This is a genomic window from Streptomyces sp. NPDC041796, from assembly GCF_055590785.1.
Genome location: NZ_JBVJAH010000005.1, coordinates 394608 through 411506, shown reverse-complemented (window position 1 = coordinate 411506; position 16899 = coordinate 394608). Strand labels below are relative to the sequence as shown.

Here is a 16899-nt window from a genome sequence, read left to right as displayed (position 1 = left end):
CAAAGCGACACAGAGGCCCGAAGAACACATCTGGTGAGTATTACACATCTTCCTGTCGGTCCAGCACCGAGGCCAGGGCCTGCTCGAAGCCCGAGGCCTCGCTCGCCCCACGGGTGGGGTCCTGCTGCCGTACGTCGATGACATGACCGGTGAGCTCGGAAAGCAGCACGTCCAGCGAGGTCCGGGCCACGGCCTCGGAGGACAGCAGCGATCCGGCGGGCTCCTGGCCGAATGCCTTGGTGCGCATCGGCGTAGCGGTGCGTTCGGGATTGACGCAATTCACCCGGATTCCCTCGCCCGCCCATTCGTCGGCGAGAGCCTGGGTGAGATTGACCATGGCGGCCTTGGTCGACGAGTAAAGGCTGTACTCGGCGCGGCCGCGAGTGTAGCTGGAGGAGGTGTAGAGCAGCAGCTGCCCCTTGGTCTCGACCAGGTATTTGTACGAGGCGCGGGCGATCTGCACGGGCGCCAGGTAATTGACGTTCAGCGCTTCCTGAATGGTCGCGTTGTCGGTCTCGGCCAGCTTGCCGATGCGCAGGACGCCCGCCGTGTTGATGACGTAGTCGATGCGGCCGCTCTCCGCGTACGCCTTGGAGAGCGCCTCCTCGACGTGCTCGGGGTTCTCGACGTGCGTGCCGGTGGTGGAGCGGCCCAGCGCGTACACCGTGGCACCGTACCGCTCGGCGAGGGCCGCGATGTCGGCGCCGATGCCGTACGAACCGCCGAAGACGACGAGGGTCTTGCCGGACAGCAGCTCGCGGTAGGCGGCCTCGTCGGCCTGGCGCGGGGCGGCGGTGGAGGCCAGCTGGAACAGCTTGTCGGCGATGAAGACGTCGACGGGCTGGGTGACCTTCATGTTGTACTCGTCGCCCGCGACGACGTAGATCGGCACGTCCGGCAGGTACTTCAGGACGACGCTGCAGTCGTCCGTCGCCTGGAAGTTGGGGTCCCCGGCCGCGATCTCGTAGGCCCGCCGAATCGTGGACAGCTTGAACGCCTGCGGCGTCTGGCCGCGGCGCAGCCGGGAGCGGTCGGGTACGTCGGTGATGAACTCGCCGTCCTCGCCGTGGGTGCGGGTCACGATGATCGTGTCCGCGGACGGGATGGCGACGTCGACGGCCTGGTAGCGGTCGAGGGCGTCGACGCAGTCCTTGATGACGCGCTGTGACAGAAGCGGACGCACCGCGTCATGGAAGAGGACGTTGAGGTCCTCCCCCTCCCCGAGGCCCTCGCCGAGGGCCTGGATGGCGCGCTCGGTGGTCTCGTTGCGGGTGGCGCCGCCCTCGATGACCCGGGTGACCTTGGTGAGGCCGGCCTTGGCGATGATCTTCTCGACGTCGGGCACGAAACCCGGCGCCATCAGCACGATCACGTCGTCGACGCAGTCGGCCTGCTCGAAGATCGTCAGCGTGTGCTCGATGACCGCCTTGCCCGCGATCTTCAGCAGCTGCTTCGGGATCGCGAGTCCCACGCGCTGGCCGGTACCGCCGGCGAGCACGACAGCTGTGGTGCGGGTCTTGGCTTCATGCGGCGCTGACACAGAACGACCTACCTTGCGACGACTGGGGGACGGGCTGATGGTCGCACTCTCCGTGACCGTCTCGCAAGGCGGACATAGGGCACCCCACACCCGCGCGACACCCGGTGTTCACGCTGTGGCCAGGGAGAGCGGACGGGCACGGCGACGGTGCTCCGGTGACCGACATCACGTGGCCGGCTTGTCGACGACATTGAGGACGAGCTCGTTGGCGGCGCTGTAGAAGAGCTTGACCACGACCCGTTCCCGCGGCTTGCCCGCCAGCTTCCTGACGAGGTCCCGCACCGGCCCCAGCGGGTGCTTCTTGCGCAGTTCGGCCGGGGGATACGGGAAGAGGGAGCCCTTCTCCACGACGTCGTCGAGGAAGCGCGCCAGCCGGACCGGATCGGCGTCAGGGGCGGGCCGGAGCCACAGGTCCCACACATCGTGAGGGTCCTGCTGCCGGGCGGCGGGCGCGGTGCAGGAGAAGGTGAAGCGGAAACCGTCCCGGCCCGTACCGGTTCCCGCGAAGGACAGTTCCTCCGGTGCCTTGCCGCGCCGCCGCAGCAGGAGAGCGGGTGCGGCTCCGGGCCCGCCGCCGGGGACCTGCCCGCCGTGGAGCCGCGCGGACAGGGTGATCGTTCCGTTGTCGATCCGGACGTCGCCCACCTCGGCGTGCACGGGCCGCACCCAGGAACGCAGCGTCAGAGCGCCCGTCCTCGTATACGGGACGAGCTGCCGGACCGGTTCGCCCGCGCGCTGCCGGTCCGCCGCGCGCCTGGCGCCGCGCTGGTCGACGGCGCGGGTGGCGAGCGGTACGGGCTCGGCGGCCCCGGGCAGTTCCACGTGTGCGGGGTGGACGCCCTCGGGGAACGGCGTGCCCGCCGGGACGGTCGCGGTGCCGTGCTCGTCGAACGGGAAGCCGTGGTCCCCGACCACCAGTCGGGCGCCCTGGCGCGGGGTGAGCAGCGTCACCGTCAGGGTGCCGTCGGCGGCCACCGCGCAGTCGGCGACGGTTCCGGCCGCGGGGACGGGGGCGGCAGCGGGGACAGCGGCGGGGGGAACGGGGGCGGGCTGCCGGGGTTCGCCGGCGCGGTGGGTCGCGGCCGCGCCGAGCTCGGTGAACAGCTCCTCGTACTGCTTGGCCACCGGACCCGGGTCGAAACGGCGGCCGTTGACGCGGGCGGCGGCGCCCATGCGGCGGCGGAGCGCGGGGTCGTCGATGAGCCGGAGCAGGGCGGCGGCGATGGCGTCGACGTCACCGACGGGTACGAGCAGGCCGTCCTCGCCGTCCTCGATGATCTCCCGCGGGCCGTAGTCGCAGTCGGTGGACACCACGGGCAGGCCGCACCGCATCGCCTCGACGAGCGTCATGCCGAAGGACTCGTGGCGGGACGTGGACACGGCTATCGCGCCCTTGACCCACTCGGGCTCGATGGGGGAACGCGGGCCCATGAGGTGAACGCTGTTGTACAGGCCCAGTTGCTCGATCCTCTGCCGCAGCCGGTCCTTCTGGTTGCCCCAGCCGCAGATGCGCAGCGTCCACTCGGGGCGTACGGCGACGACCTTGGCGAACGCCTCGATCAGCACGTGGTACTGCTTCTCCGGGGCCAGCCGCCCGGCCGCCACGATGGTGGTGCCCGAGGTGTCGGAGGGCGTGACGACGGGCTCCGGCACGCTGTTGGGAATGGCCAGCACCCGGGTGTCGGGCAGCGGCATCTGCGCGCGCCAGGAGGCGGCGTCGCCCTCGGAGACGGTGACGAACGCGTCGAGCTCGGTCAGGAACCCCGCCATCTCGGCCCGCAGGGCGGGCTTGTGGTGGTTGTGCGTCATGTGCTCCTGGCCGATGAGCACGGCGCCTTCGGGCGCGAACTCGGCGACGTACGCGACGAGTCCGGGCCGGGTGCCTATGACGACGTCGGCGTCGGAGCCGGCACCGGCGTAGTGGGCGCGGACGCGTTCGTCGGTGAGGCGGCTGTATTCCTTGTAGCGGGCCTCGTTCTTCGGGAAGTGCTCGGCGGGCTGGAGGTGGCGCTCGTGCTTCTTCTCGTTCGACGGGGAGCCGGGGCGGGTGTCGACGAGCGGTACGACGGTGATGCGCGGGTCGATCGCGAAGAGCGGCTCGTCCCGGTGGCGGAACACCGAGACGATCTCCACCTCATGCCGTCCGGCGAGCTCCTCGGCGAGGTTCAGCGTGGTGCGGATGGTGCCGCCGATGCCGTAGATGGTGTGGATGAGGAAGGAGACCTTCATCAACGCTCCGTTCAAGTCCAGCCGGGACACCCGCGGTCCCGCCCCCGGAGACAAGACGGTGATCCTTGGCCACAGGTTGTCCGGTCGGAGCGACGTAAACCGGAATTCATACCCTTTTTTCGGCCGCTCGCCCGCTGTGGCGGGTCAGGTACGGAGAACGGCGTCCACGGGCCCCACGCCCCGCGGCGGCGCGGCGCGGAACGGAGTGGGGCGACCCGGCGCGGGCGGTCGGCCCGTGTGCCCGGGCCGCGGCAGCGCGACGCCCCCGCACGGGGCGCGGGGCGGGCCGCCCGTGGTGGGTGGCCCGCCGCGTGCTCCCCGTGCGGGGGCGGCGTTGTCCGGTGAGCTGCCCCGCCAGGAGGGGGCAAGGGATCAGAAGGGGTCGAAGCCGTCGAACTCGCGGTCCGCCTCGTCCCGCTCCGCCTGGCGGTCCTTGCGGCGCTGCGCGGCCGGGCGCGGGGCCTCCATGCGGTGGTCCTCGCCACGGCGGCCGAGCATCTCCGCACCCGCCATCATCGTGGGCTCCCAGTCGAAGACGACCGCGTCCTCCTCGGGGCCGATGGCCACGCCGTCGCCCGCGCGGGCTCCGGCCTTCATCAGCTCGTCCTCGACGCCGAGGCGGTTCAGGCGGTCCGCCAGGTAGCCGACGGCCTCGTCGTTGTTGAAGTCCGTCTGGCGCACCCAGCGCTCCGGCTTCTCGCCGCGCACCCGGAAGAGACCGTCCTCCTCCTGCGTGACCGTGAAGCCCGCGTCGTCGACGGCCTTCGGGCGGATGACGATCCGGGTCGCCTCCTCCTTCGGCTTGGCCGCGCGCGCCTGGGAGACGATCTCGGCCAGCGCGAAGGACAGCTCCTTGAGGCCCATGTGGGCGACGGCCGACACCTCGAAGACGCGGTAGCCGCGCGCCTCCAGGTCCGGACGGATCATGTCCGCGAGGTCCTTGCCGTCCGGGATGTCGATCTTGTTGAGGACGACGATACGGGGACGGTCGTCGAGGCCGCCGTACTGCTTCAGCTCCTCCTCGATGACGTCGAGGTCGGTGACCGGGTCACGGTCGGACTCCAGCGTCGCCGTGTCGAGGACGTGCACCAGCACCGAGCAGCGCTCGACGTGGCGGAGGAACTCCAGACCCAGGCCGCGGCCCTGGCTGGCGCCGGGGATGAGACCCGGGACGTCGGCGATCGTGTAGACGGTGGAGCCGGCGGTGACGACGCCCAGGTTCGGGACCAGCGTGGTGAACGGGTAGTCCGCGATCTTCGGCTTGGCGGCGGAGAGGACGGAGATCAGCGACGACTTCCCGGCGCTGGGGTAGCCCACGAGGGCCACGTCCGCGACCGTCTTGAGCTCCAGGACGATGTCGCCGGAGCGTCCCGGCTCGCCCAGCAGGGCGAAGCCCGGCGCCTTGCGGCGGGCCGAGGCGAGCGCCGCGTTGCCGAGGCCGCCGCGGCCGCCCTCGGCGGCGACGTACGACGTGCCGTGGCCGACGAGGTCGGCCAGCACGTTGCCCTTCTTGTCGAGGACGACCGTGCCGTCCGGCACCGGCAGGATCAGGTCCTGGCCGTCCTTGCCGGACCGGTTGCCGCCCTCGCCGGGCTTGCCGTTGGTGGCCTTGCGGTGCGGCGAGTGGTGATAGTCGAGGAGCGTGGTGACCGACTGGTCGACGACCAGGATCACGTCACCGCCCCGGCCGCCGTTGCCCCCGTCGGGGCCGCCGAGCGGCTTGAACTTCTCACGGTGAACGGAGGCACAGCCGTGGCCTCCGTTACCCGCGGCGACATGCAGCTCGACGCGGTCCACGAAGGTGGTCATGTTCTGTGCCTCCAGATACCAGATACGTACGTACGAAATGTCTTAGACGTAACACGCGAAAGGCGGACCCGCTTCCCGTACGGGAAGTGAGGTCCGCCTCCGCGAAAGTGGATCAGGCAGCGGTCGGAACGATGTTCACGACCTTGCGGCCACGGAACGTACCGAACTGCACCGCACCGGCCTGCAGCGCGAACAGCGTGTCGTCGCCGCCACGGCCCACGCCCGAGCCGGGGTGGAAGTGGGTGCCACGCTGGCGGACCAGGATCTCACCGGCGTTGACGACCTGACCGCCGAAGCGCTTCACGCCGAGCCGCTGAGCGTTGGAGTCGCGACCGTTCCGGGTGGACGATGCGCCCTTCTTGTGTGCCATGTCTCCTCAGTCCCTTACTTCGCAGCCGTGGGGATCGCCGTGACCTTGATCGCCGTGTACTGCTGGCGGTGGCCCTGACGACGGCGGTAGCCGGTCTTGTTCTTGTAGCGCAGGATGTCGATCTTGGCGCCCTTGTGGTGGTCCACGACCTCGGCCTGGACCTTGATGCCGGCCAGCACCCACGGGTCGCTGGTCACAGCGTCGCCGTCGACAACGAGCAGGGTCGAGAGCTCGACCGTGTCGCCAACCTTGGCAGTGGAAATCTTGTCAACCTCAACGATGTCGCCGACAGCAACCTTGTGCTGGCGACCACCGCTGCGCACGATGGCGTACACGCGGATCTCTCTCTCGCTCGGAACGGAAACCCCTGATGCCAGCCGCCCGCACGGACCGGCGAGGTCCGTGACTGTCCGGGTGGGGACGAGCGGCCTCTTCCAACCACGGACCGAGTCCGGCCGGAAGGGAGGTGCTCAGGAGTTGGCGCGCATGGAAACACGCCGACGGTCAAGGTTACGGTCCGCGCATCCGGGGGTCAAACCGGCCCGTCAAGGCCCGGCCGCGGTACCGCCCGTATGCTCACCGGGCAAGCCGCGGGAAGCCGCACACCGGAAGGCAGAGCATGAACTACAGGGTCCAGCCCACCGCACAGGTCGCCGACAACGCCGAGATCGGCGCCGGGAGCAGCGTGTGGGAGCTCGCGCAGATCCGCGAGGACGCGAAGCTCGGCGAGGGCTGCGTGATCGGCCGCGGCGCGTACGTCGGCACGGGCGTGCGCATGGGCGACAACTGCAAGCTGCAGAACTACGCGCTGGTCTACGAGCCGGCCGAGCTGGGCGACGGTGTCTTCATCGGTCCCGCGGTCGTCCTCACCAACGACCACAACCCCCGCTCGGTCGACCCCGACTTCAAGCAGAAGCGGGGCGGCGACTGGGAGGCCGTGGGCGTGAAGATCGCCGACGGCGCCTCGATCGGCGCGCGTTCGGTGTGCGTGGCGCCGCTGGAGATCGGCCGCTGGGCGATGGTGGCCGCGGGCGCGGTCGTCACCAAGGACGTCCCGGACTTCGCGCTGGTCGTGGGCGTCCCGGCGCGGCAGATCGGCTGGGTCGGCCGGGCCGGCGTCAAGCTGGTGGAGCGGGACGGCGAGCCGGGCGTGTGGGAGTGCCCGAAGACCGGTGCGCTGTACGAAGAGAAGGACGGCGCCCTGACGGAGCGCGACGCCTGACCACAGCGTCACCACACACGTGAAGGCCGACCCCCGAACCATCGGGGGCCGGCCTTCGTCATGACCGCCCCGACCTCGTACAACCGCAGCTCAGAACCCTCCGGCCAGGAGGCCGAAATTATGGTGACCCGCCTTCACGATCTTCACATAGGATCCGGTCGCCGCTGATCGAATCCTTGTGATCACCACCCGTGGGGGGTACTCAGTCATGCCCGAATCCGGTACCGGTCTGGACCGTCGTGCACTCATACGTCTCGCCGCGGGCGGTGCGGCCGGCGTCGCCGTCGCCGCCGGCGGGACCTTCGCCGGCCCCGCGGCCTCGGCCGTCGCCGCCCCACGGGCCCCGCTGGCGCCGGAGCCGGACCCGCTGCGCGGGATGCCGCGGTCGCTCGCGCTGAGCGTGCCCCGGGGGGTCGACGGAAGCGCCCCGCTGCCGCCCCTGCCGGACCAGCTCGCGGGGGGCCGGATCTCCCGGCCGAGCCGCCGCATCCCGTACGCGCAGGGCGCACCGGTGCCGCGCCGGGTGGCGGAGGACGTGCCCACCCAGCTCCCGTTCTCGTTCAACCGCAACGGCTACGCGATCGCCGCGGACATCCCCGAGCACATGCGCCCCTGGCGGGACCGCCCCACCCGGTGGGAGAACGTCACGCCCGACACCAGGAACACCTATCTGGACGCCGAGGGCGTCATCCAGTACCGGTCCGACTGGAACGAGCCGGGTTACGACCAGCCGGTCACCCAGATCCAGTTCGGCCTCGGCTGCGTCACCAGCTACCGCACCGAGCAGGACCCGGCCCGCAAAGCGCTGTTCCTGACCCGCGCCAAGGCACAGGCCAAGCGGCTGATCGACAAGCGGGTGGAGGCCCGGGGCGCCTGGTACTTCCCGTACCCCTTCGACTTCTCGCACGCCGCGCACAGCGGCGTCTCCTACCGGGCGCCCTGGTACTCGGGCATGGCGCAGGGCGAGGCCATCAGCCTGTTCATCCAGCTGTCCGAGCTGGACGGGGTCACGGAGGCGGAGCGGACGCTGTACCGCGCCGCCGCCGACGGCGCCTTCGCCTCGCTGCTGCGCGCGGACGACGGGACCCCGTGGGTGGTCAACAAGAACGCCTCGGGCTACCTGTGGATCCAGGAGTACCCGGGTGCGGAGCCGGGCGCCGGCGACTACACGTACAACGGCATGGTCTTCGCCATGTTCGGTCTTTACGACTACTACGTGGCGACGCGGAACGAACTGGCGCTGGCGCTGTACGACGGCTCGGCGACGACCATCGCCCGGTACTTCCCGCTGCTGCGCAACACGCGGTGGATCTCCTACTACTGCCAGACCCACCGAATCCCGACGGAGTCGTACCACCAGCACCACATCAACCTGTTCCGGCAGCTTCACTGGCAGACGGGCAGCGCGGACTTCGCCCACCACACCGATGTGCTCACCGACGACTTCCCGGCACCGCCGCTGCGGGACGGCTCGACGATCGCCTTCGCCGCGGGAACGCACACGCTGTACCGGTTCGCCACCGAGGCGGACGGCGGGTACGACAAGGGCGCACAGGACGCCGAGCTGGAGATGAAGAAGGTGACCTTCGCCCGGGCGACCCAGGCCCCGGCGTCGGTGCGGCGGCGCATCCAGAACCGGGGCATCTACTACCGGATCAGCGCGGGCGCGTACGCCGGCTGGTGGGTCGGCGAGGTGTGGCCGGCCTCGTTCCTCCGCGGCGAGTACCTGACGACCGTCTACCACCCGGACCGCACGCTGACCTTCCCCGGCGGCAACCAGCCGGTCGACGTGTACCGGTTCACCGAGGACGGCACGGCGTCGAGCATCAAGACGGTGTCGTTCGCCAACCCGTCCACCGCGCCCACCGATCGGCGGGCCATCGTCAACGGCCGGCCGATGTTCCGGATCGCGGCGGGCGGGCTGACCGGGTACTGGGTCGCCGCGAACGACGTCACCGCCGAGGGCAGCGGCTGACGGCCCACCGGTCGCCGGTGCCGGTCCGGGCTCCCGCCCGAACCGGCACCGCCGCGTTCGGCGGCGCGACGCCCGGCACCGTCGCACCGGGACGGTCGGGACCGGAGCGCGGGAGGGGCCGGGGGTCCTAGACCCGCTGCCACGCCTCCAGGGCCAGCCCAGGTTCCGGCTTCTGGCGGGCGACCCGGAGCGTGCCGTCCGTGCCGAAGGCGGCCATCACGACGCGGCCCCGTCCGTCGACCCCCAGCGCGGGGGCGCCCACGCACGGCTCGCCGGTGAGCGTCCACGTGGCACCGAGGGCCTCGTCCTCCGTCGGGTACGCGGCGAGCGCGGGGCGGCCGGTGGCGGCGTCGCGGTGGGCCATGATCGTGCAGTCGTGGCCGTCGACGGCGGTGCGGAGCAGCGCGACCGGCCCGGTGCCCGCCCCGGAGCCCAGGACGGACGGGGCCTTGTCGGAGGGGCGCCAGGCCCGGACCGTACCGTCGTCGGCGTCGTGCCAGAAGTGGGTGAGGCGGCCGGCGCCGGTGCGCTCCGAGGACAGCGAGCTCGCCTCGGCGCGGGCCGGGATGTCCTCGGCCCGCTGGAACTTGACGCCCTTGGTCTCCTGCGTCCACCGCATGATGTGGTCCTCCGTGGGCGCGACCAGCTCCATCAGGCCGTCGGAGGTGATCGACGCCCGGATGGGACCGGTGATCCCGCTGCCCTTGAGGTCGGCCCACTTGTTCCACTTGCCCGAGGGCACCGAGGAGCGCCCGCAGATCCCGCCGCCCACGTTCCGTACGAAGACGTGCAGCGAGCCCTCGGCGTCGATGACGGCCGCGGGCGGGCCGATCCGCTCCGCGAGGGAGGGGTCGTTCGGGTACGGGTTGCCGATCACGGCCCAGTCCCGCACGGCCAGGCCCGACTGGTACTGGAGTGCGAAGACCACGTCGGTGGCGAGGGTGCCGTCCGCGAGGCGCTTGCGGCGCAGCGCGACCAGGTGGACGTAGCCGTCGGCGCCCTGGGCTATGGACAGGTGCGGGTCGATGTCGGGCGCCGGGATCGTCTCGGGGCCGGTCCACTCGGGGCCACCCGGGTGCATCTCGGTCCAGCGCAGCACGGCGCCCTCGACCGGGGCGTACGCCGTGAGGCGGCCGTCCTTGCCGCGCACCAGCCAGTCGGTGGTGGCCGGGAGGGAGGCGTCGGGGAGCGGGGTACCGCCCGTGGCGGCGCTACGGCTCGACGGGGCGCCCGCAGGACGCTTGGATTTCCGCGCGGACCACACCGCCATGGCTCACCGCCGACCTTCCCCTGAACAGTTCAAACAGTTCACGCACAGTTCCCCCAAGCTTGCGCGACGATAGCATTTTGGCGCGTGTTCCCCAGCCCCCCGAAGGCCTGTACGGCCGTATCCGCGTGGGACCCTCGTAAGCGTGCTCACTCTCCTCGTCGTCGACGCAGCGAACGTCGTCGGATCGGTGCCCGACGGCTGGTGGCGGGACCGCCGCGGAGCCGCCGAGCGGCTGCGTGACCGGCTCGTCCCCCTCGGCGCCGACGGGGTCGCCGGACACCCGGGCCCCCTGGACGTCGTCCTCGTCGTCGAGGGGCAGGCCCGCGGTGTGGAACCGGTGCCCGGGGTGCGGGTCGACGCGGCGCCGGGAAGCGGCGACGACCGGATCGTGGAGCTGGCGGGCGAGGCGGCCGCGGCGGGGCGTCACTGCGTGGTGGTGACGGCCGACCGGGAGCTGCGCCGGCGGGTGGCGGCCCACGGCGCGGAAGCGATCGGCCCCCGCTCCGTACGGCCCTGAGAACCGCCGCGAACCTCGCCGTCAACTGTTCATGGAATCGTTATCCCGGCCGTTCAGGGGTGTGTGCGTACCTTCTGACCATGTCTGACCACGACCGTCGGACCGGTGTGTTCCGGCCGGTGCTCCGGCCGCGGGCCTGGTCATCCCCGCCATTGCCTACGATGGCACGGCACGCCTCCCTCATTGACCTGTCCCAGTAGAAGAAGAGTGCTCAGTGAAAGTCATCAGCATCGTCGGCGCACGTCCCCAATTGGTGAAGCTCGCCCCCATCGCGGCCGCGTTCGCCGAGACGGAGCACGAGCACTTCATCGTGCACACCGGGCAGCACTACGACGCCGACCTCTCCGACGTCTTCTTCGACGGCCTCGGCATCCCTGACCCGGACGTCCACCTGGGCGTCGGCTCCGGCAGCCACGGCGTCCAGACCGGTGCGGTGCTCTCCGCGCTCGACCCGGTCCTGGAGCGCGAGAAGCCGGACTGGGTGCTGGTCTACGGCGACACCAACTCCACCATCGCCGGTGCCCTTTCCGCCGTGAAGATGCACCTGCCGGTCGCCCACCTGGAAGCGGGTCTGCGCTCCTTCAACCGGCGCATGCCGGAGGAGCACAACCGCGTCCTGACCGACCACTGCGCCGACGTCCTGCTCGCCCCGACCGAGGAGGCCATGCGCCACCTCGCCGACGAGGGCCTGAAGGACCGTGCCGTGCTGGCCGGTGACGTGATGGTCGACATCTGCCTGAAGATCCGGGACGACGTCCTGGCCGGCAAGCACCCCGCGCCCGTGCTGCCCGAGGGCATCGACCCGGCGAAGCCGTTCCTGCTGGCGACGCTGCACCGGCCGGACAACACCGACGACCCGGAGCGGCTGCGCGCCATCATCGACTCGCTGGCCGGCCTGCCGGTCCCGGTCGCGCTGCTGGCCCACCCGCGCCTGGTGGCGCGTGCCGAGGAGCACGGCATCGAGCTCAACACCGGTTCCGTGCACGTCGGCCGTCCGCTGCCGTACGCCGGTCTGGTCGCCGCCGTGCTGGCCTCGGCGGGTGTCGTCACCGACTCGGGCGGTCTGCAGAAGGAAGCGTTCCTGCTGGAGCGCATCACCACCACCATCCGTCCCGAAACGGAGTGGGTGGAAACCGTCGACACGGGCTGGAACGTCCTTGTTCCCGACCCGCACACGCTGTCCGCCGACGAGTGGGCCGCGACGGTGACCCGCGCGGTGCCCACGGCCGACCCGGGCACCCCGTACGGCGACGGGCGGGCCGCCCAGAACGTTGTCCGGATCATGGAAGAGTGGAAGGGAGGCAGCCGGCACGCGTGACCGGACAGGTCCTCTCACGAGGCACTTTTCCGTACATGTCACCGTGCTAGCGTCACCGGTTATGTCAGCGTCTCCCAGGTCCGGGCTGCCCGCGACAGGCAAGCGGCCCCATGTGATCTACCTCGCCATCGGTTTCCCGCCCGCGGCCAAGAGCTGCGCGTACCGCATGCGCGAGACCGCGAACCAGTTCATCAACCAGGGCTGGGACGTCACCGTCGTCACCATCGCGCAGGAGTCGTGGGAAAGGGACTCCGGCGTCGACCTCACCCTGCTGGAGCAGGTCGACCCGAAGATCAAGATCGTCGAACTGCCGCTGGTGCGCGAGGACCTGGAGACGGACATCCGTCTGTACAGCGAGGACCGCGCACTCAACCCGAACGGGTGGGTCACCCGGCTGCGCCGTCGTCAGATGGAGCCCTTCCCCGAGCCCAACTTCGGTGAGTGGCGCGAGGACCTGGAGAAGGCCGTCCTCCGCATCCACGGCGAGCACCCGGCCGACCTGCTGCTCGCCAGCTGCGTCCCCTACGTCAACCTCGCCGCGGCGTGGAAGCTGTGGGAGGAGGCGAAGGTCCCGTACGCGGTGGACTTCCGCGACGGCTGGTCCATCGACGTCATCGACGGCGTCGAGGCGTTCGCCCGCGACTCCGCCGAGGGCGTCTGGGAGCAGAAGATCCTCGACAACGCGCTCTCCCTGTGGGTCGTCAACGACCCGATCGCGGAGCACTACCGCACCCGCTACCCCGACTTCGCCGGCCGCGTCCACGTCGTGCGCAACGGCTACGACGCGGACAGCTCGCCGGGCAAGGCGCACCGCGCCAACCCCGAGGCGGGCCTCGCGTTCGGCTACCTCGGCACCGTCAACTTCACGGTCCCGCACCTGGAGACCGTGCTGAACGCCTGGCGCGCCGCCCGCGAGAAGGAACCGCTGCTGGCCAACGCCACCTTCGAGGTGCGCGGCCACATCGGCAACGGCTCCGGCCGCGAGGCCAACCGGCACGCCGAGGTCCTCAAGCAGGCCGAGGTCGACGGCGTACGCTTCGGCGGCCCCGCCGCCAAGGCCGAGGTGGCGTCCATCTACGCCCGCTGGGACGCGATGGTCCTCATCCTCATCGGCGGCCGTTACGTCACCTCCGGCAAGGTGTACGAGTACATGGCGACCGGCCTGCCGATCGTCTCGGCGCACGTCGTCGAGCACGACGCCTCCAACGTGCTGCGCGGCCACCCGCTGTGGACGGGTGCCGTCGGCATCGACGAGGAGGGACTGACCGAATCGTTCATCAAGGCCGCGCACATGGCGGTCGAGACGAGCGACGAGGTCCACGCCGAAGCCATGGCGCACGCCGACCAGTTCACCCGCGAGGCGCTGATGACCGCCGCCGTGAAGCAGCTGATCGACGACTACGCCGCGCTCAAGGCGGACGGGAAGGACACCGCGGACGCGGCCCCCCTCGCCGAGAACCAGATCGTCGCCGGAGGACCGTCCCTGTGACCCACGTCCTGTTCATCGCCAGCGTCCGGCCCCAGCTCGGCGTGTTCGCCGACTCGGTGCGCAAGTTCCGCACCGCGGGCGCGCAGACGTACCTCGCCGGTACGTTCCACCTCGAGCCGGTCGCCGAGGACCTCGCCGCCATGGACCTGGACGGCACGCTCCAGCTCCCGCGCAACCTCAACTTCCGCAGCACGGCGCTGCGCCGCAAGGCCCGTACGGCGCCCGGCGGCATGAAGGTGTGGATGCAGTGCCAGCGCGACAGCAAGCTGCGGCAGCTCGCCCGCAAGGCCGACGTCCTGGTGGCTCTCGACGCGGGCGCGGTCTACACGGTGTGGCGCCTGTCGCAGTACTACCGCGTCGAGGAGGCCCACTTCGGTCTGGCGCCGGCCCTGAAGGCCGTCGAACGGGTCAAGGCGAAGGGCTCCACCGGTGGCCGGGGCGTCCTGCCCCCGCTGGACGTCGTCAAGCAGAACGTCCGCCGTTCCGTGGACGGGCTGCCCGCCACGGTCATGCGGCACGCCACCGCGCGCCCGGTGATGCGCTCCACGGTCGGCGCCCGGATGTGGCGCACGGCCGTCACGGCGCCCGGTGTGCCGCCCAAGGTGCGCATCGCGACCTCCCGCTATGTGGCCGAGGGCATGCAGTGGGCGGGCCGCACCAGTGGCGCCGCGCTGGCGCTCGCCGCCGCCGCGTCGAAGCTCACCGACCTGGGGCTCAAGGCGCAGCTGCTGGACGAGGCGGTGATGAAGGAGCTCGGCAAGGGGCTGAACCCGCGCGACCTGGACAAGGCGGTCGCGGCCCAGCTCGCCCACGCCGACGCCCAGTTCGCCGAGGGCAACCACGAGAAGGCGTCCTTCGCGCTGGACCGCGCGCTGTTCCTGGGCTTCCACCGGGTGCTGCACATCGACCAGCTGTCCTCGCCGCTCGCCAAGGACGCGCAGGGCTTCGTCGCGCCGCTGTACCGCTCCAAGGTCATGGACGTCATGAAGCGCCCGCAGGGACGGAAGACCCCGGCGGCCCCGGCGCCCAAGGACCGTCCGCTGCGGCTGCTGGTCACCACCAGCGCCAACGACAACTTCCTGCACCACATCCTGGACCGGTACGGCAACCACGAGGGCGTGGAGCTGCGGTACCTGGACCTGGCGGCGCAGAAGGCGCTCAAGCGGATCGCGTGGGCGGGCCGCCGGGTGCTGGAGGACCGCCTGGCCGGCGGCACCAGCACGTACCAGGAGGAAGTCGAGCGGCTGATGCGGCCGTACCTGGACTGGGCGGACACGGTCTTCCTGGACTGGTCGGTGGGCCCGGCGGCGATGCTGACGACGATCGACCCGGGCGACACCCGGATCGTCGTCCGTCTGCACAGCTACGAGGCGTTCACGCGCTGGCCGCACATGACGGACTTCTCGCGGATCGACGACCTGATCTACGTCGCCCCGCACGTGAAGGACCTCGTGGAGTCGCTGGTGCCCATGCTGCGCGGGGACTCCGCGCCGCGCGCGCACCTCATCGACAACGCCATGGACCTGTCGGGCTTCGCCCGCCCGAAGTCGGCCGACGCCCGGTTCAACCTGGGCCTGGTGGGCATCAGCCAGGTCGCCAAGGACCCGATGTGGGCCGTTGACGTGCTGCGGCGGCTGCGGGAGAAGGACGAGCGCTACCGGCTGCTGCTGGTGGGCGGCGACATGAACCCGAAGACCAGCCGGGCGACGCGCGACTACCGCCGCCAGTTCGACAAGGAGATCGCCCCGCTCATCGAGGAAGGCGCCGTGCTGAAGCTCGGCCCGACCGACGACGTGCCGTCGGCGCTCGCCGACATCGGTGTGATCCTGTCGTCGTCGGTGCGCGAGGGCTGCCACGTGGGCCTGATGGAGGGCGCGGCGAGCGCCGCCGTCCCGGTCGCCCGTGACTGGCCGTTCTACGCGGGCAAGCCCAACAGTGCCCGCACGCTGTACCCGGAGGGCTGGGTCGTCGGCTCCACGGAGGAGGCCGCGAAGCGGATCCTGGAGACCACGGCGACCGAGGAGGCGTGGCAGAACGCCGGGAAGCTGGCGTCGGAGTACGCGCTGTCGACGTGGGACTGGCCGATCGTGAGCAAGGCCTTCGACAAGCTGTTCCTCGGCGAGGGCTAGACCGTACGGGAAAGGGCCCCGGGAGCGATCCCGGGGCCCTTCTCCGTTCCCGCGGTGGTCACGGGTGGCGCAGCTGCCAGCCCGCCCACGCGGACTCGACCATCTCCCGCACCCCGTACCGCGCGCTCCAGCCGAGCTCCTCGGCGATGCGGTCGGCGGAGGCCACCACCCGGGCCGGGTCGCCGGGACGGCGGTCGGTGACGAGCGGCTCGATGTCGGTGCGGCCGGTGACGTCCTGGATGATGCCGACCATCTCCGTGACGGAGACGCCCTCGCCGCGGCCGATGTTCAGGATCAGCGAGGCGTCCGGGTCGGCGGCCAGCCGGCGGGCGGCGGCGACGTGCGCGGAGGCGATGTCCTCGACGTGGATGTAGTCGCGGATGCAGGTGCCGTCGGGCGTCGGGTAGTCGTCGCCGAAGATCCGCGGCTGTTCGTCGGCCGTGAGGCGTTCGAACACCATCGGTACGAGGTTGAAGACACCGTCGTCGCCGAGCTCGGGGCTGGCCGCGCCCGCCACGTTGAAGTAGCGCAGGGAGGCGGTCGCCATCCCGTGCGTCCGGCCCGTCGCCGTGACCAGCCACTCGCCGGCCAGCTTGGTCTCGCCGTACGGGTTGATGGGCGCGCACGGCGTGGCCTCGGTGACCAGGTCCACGTCGGGCATGCCGTACACGGCGGCCGACGAGGAGAACAGGAACCGGGTCACCCCGGCCTCGACGGCGCCTTCCAGGAGCGTACGGAGGCCCTCGACGTTCTCGCGGTAGTAGTGCAGCGGCTTGGCGACGGACTCGGCGACCTGCTTCTTGCCCGCGATGTGCACGATGCCGGTGACGCCGTGCTCACGCAGCACACGGTCGACGACGTCCCGGTCCAGGACGGTGCCGACCTCCAGGGGGACGCCCTCGGGGAGCCGCTCGGGACGGCCGGTGCTCAGGTCGTCGAGCACGACGATCCGCTCACCGCCGTCGGCCATCGCCTTCACCACGTGGGAGCCGATGAATCCGGCGCCGCCAGTAATCAACCAGGTCATGGGG

13 protein-coding genes are annotated in these 16899 nt (G+C 71.1%); 6 read left to right on the top strand and 7 right to left on the bottom strand.

The window, feature by feature from the left end; all coding sequences use genetic code 11:
- Positions 1-40: 40 nt before the first annotated feature.
- The 5 genes from ACZ6C1_RS12665 to rplU all read right to left on the bottom strand — a co-directional run bounded on the left by ACZ6C1_RS12665 (position 41) and on the right by rplU (position 6283).
- Positions 41-1540: an SDR family NAD(P)-dependent oxidoreductase gene (locus tag ACZ6C1_RS12665; protein WP_469240258.1), complete on the bottom strand. Its 1500-nt coding sequence runs from the start codon at positions 1538-1540 to the stop codon at positions 41-43.
- A 165-nt stretch (positions 1541-1705) separates the two neighbouring features.
- Positions 1706-3769 (bottom strand): glycosyltransferase family 4 protein, encoded by a 2064-nt coding sequence (locus tag ACZ6C1_RS12660; RefSeq protein ID WP_469240257.1) that lies wholly within the window; start codon positions 3767-3769, stop codon positions 1706-1708.
- Between the two features lie 372 nt (positions 3770-4141).
- Complete coding sequence (gene obgE / locus ACZ6C1_RS12655; RefSeq protein WP_469240256.1) at positions 4142-5578, bottom strand: GTPase ObgE; 1437 nt, start codon at positions 5576-5578, stop codon at positions 4142-4144.
- A gap of 112 nt (positions 5579-5690) precedes the next feature.
- Positions 5691-5948, bottom strand: a complete 258-nt coding sequence (gene rpmA / locus ACZ6C1_RS12650) for a 50S ribosomal protein L27 (protein WP_156694431.1) — start codon at positions 5946-5948, stop codon at positions 5691-5693.
- Between the two features lie 14 nt (positions 5949-5962).
- On the bottom strand, positions 5963-6283 hold the full coding sequence (rplU, locus tag ACZ6C1_RS12645) for a 50S ribosomal protein L21 (RefSeq protein ID WP_017944922.1): 321 nt from the start codon (positions 6281-6283) through the stop codon (positions 5963-5965).
- Positions 6284-6567: 284 nt separating this feature from the next.
- Between rplU and ACZ6C1_RS12640 the strand changes: the two genes are divergently transcribed.
- Positions 6568-7170, top strand: coding sequence for an acyltransferase (locus ACZ6C1_RS12640; RefSeq protein ID WP_469240255.1), 603 nt, complete (start codon positions 6568-6570; stop codon positions 7168-7170).
- A 208-nt stretch (positions 7171-7378) separates the two neighbouring features.
- The gene (locus ACZ6C1_RS12635; RefSeq protein WP_469240254.1) at positions 7379-9145 is read left to right on the top strand and encodes a D-glucuronyl C5-epimerase family protein; all 1767 of its coding nucleotides are present in this window, start codon (positions 7379-7381) and stop codon (positions 9143-9145) included.
- Between the two features lie 127 nt (positions 9146-9272).
- Here the strand turns inward: ACZ6C1_RS12635 and ACZ6C1_RS12630 are convergent, their stop codons facing one another.
- Positions 9273-10415 carry a PLL family lectin gene (locus tag ACZ6C1_RS12630; protein ID WP_469240253.1) on the bottom strand — a complete coding sequence of 381 codons (1143 nt, stop codon included), beginning with the start codon at positions 10413-10415 and terminating at the stop codon, positions 9273-9275.
- A gap of 142 nt (positions 10416-10557) precedes the next feature.
- Here ACZ6C1_RS12630 and ACZ6C1_RS12625 point away from each other — a divergent pair, with 142 nt between their 5' ends.
- The 4 genes from ACZ6C1_RS12625 to ACZ6C1_RS12610 all read left to right on the top strand — a co-directional run bounded on the left by ACZ6C1_RS12625 (position 10558) and on the right by ACZ6C1_RS12610 (position 15868).
- Positions 10558-10932: a PIN domain-containing protein gene (locus tag ACZ6C1_RS12625; RefSeq protein WP_469240252.1), complete on the top strand. Its 375-nt coding sequence runs from the start codon at positions 10558-10560 to the stop codon at positions 10930-10932.
- A 214-nt stretch (positions 10933-11146) separates the two neighbouring features.
- The gene (wecB, locus tag ACZ6C1_RS12620; RefSeq protein ID WP_469240251.1) at positions 11147-12250 is read left to right on the top strand and encodes a non-hydrolyzing UDP-N-acetylglucosamine 2-epimerase; all 1104 of its coding nucleotides are present in this window, start codon (positions 11147-11149) and stop codon (positions 12248-12250) included.
- 112 nt (positions 12251-12362) lie between these two features.
- Positions 12363-13739, top strand: coding sequence for a glycosyltransferase (locus ACZ6C1_RS12615; protein WP_469240383.1), 1377 nt, complete (start codon positions 12363-12365; stop codon positions 13737-13739).
- The gene (locus ACZ6C1_RS12610; RefSeq protein WP_469240250.1) at positions 13736-15868 is read left to right on the top strand and encodes a glycosyltransferase family protein; all 2133 of its coding nucleotides are present in this window, start codon (positions 13736-13738) and stop codon (positions 15866-15868) included. The genes ACZ6C1_RS12615 and ACZ6C1_RS12610 overlap by 4 nt, the downstream gene beginning before the upstream one ends.
- Positions 15869-15926: 58 nt before the next feature.
- On the opposite strand, the gene galE is transcribed toward ACZ6C1_RS12610, so the two are convergent.
- Entirely contained in the window at positions 15927-16895 is a 969-nt protein-coding gene (galE, locus tag ACZ6C1_RS12605) for a UDP-glucose 4-epimerase GalE (RefSeq protein ID WP_469240249.1), read from the bottom strand.
- Positions 16896-16899: the final 4 nt, after the last annotated feature.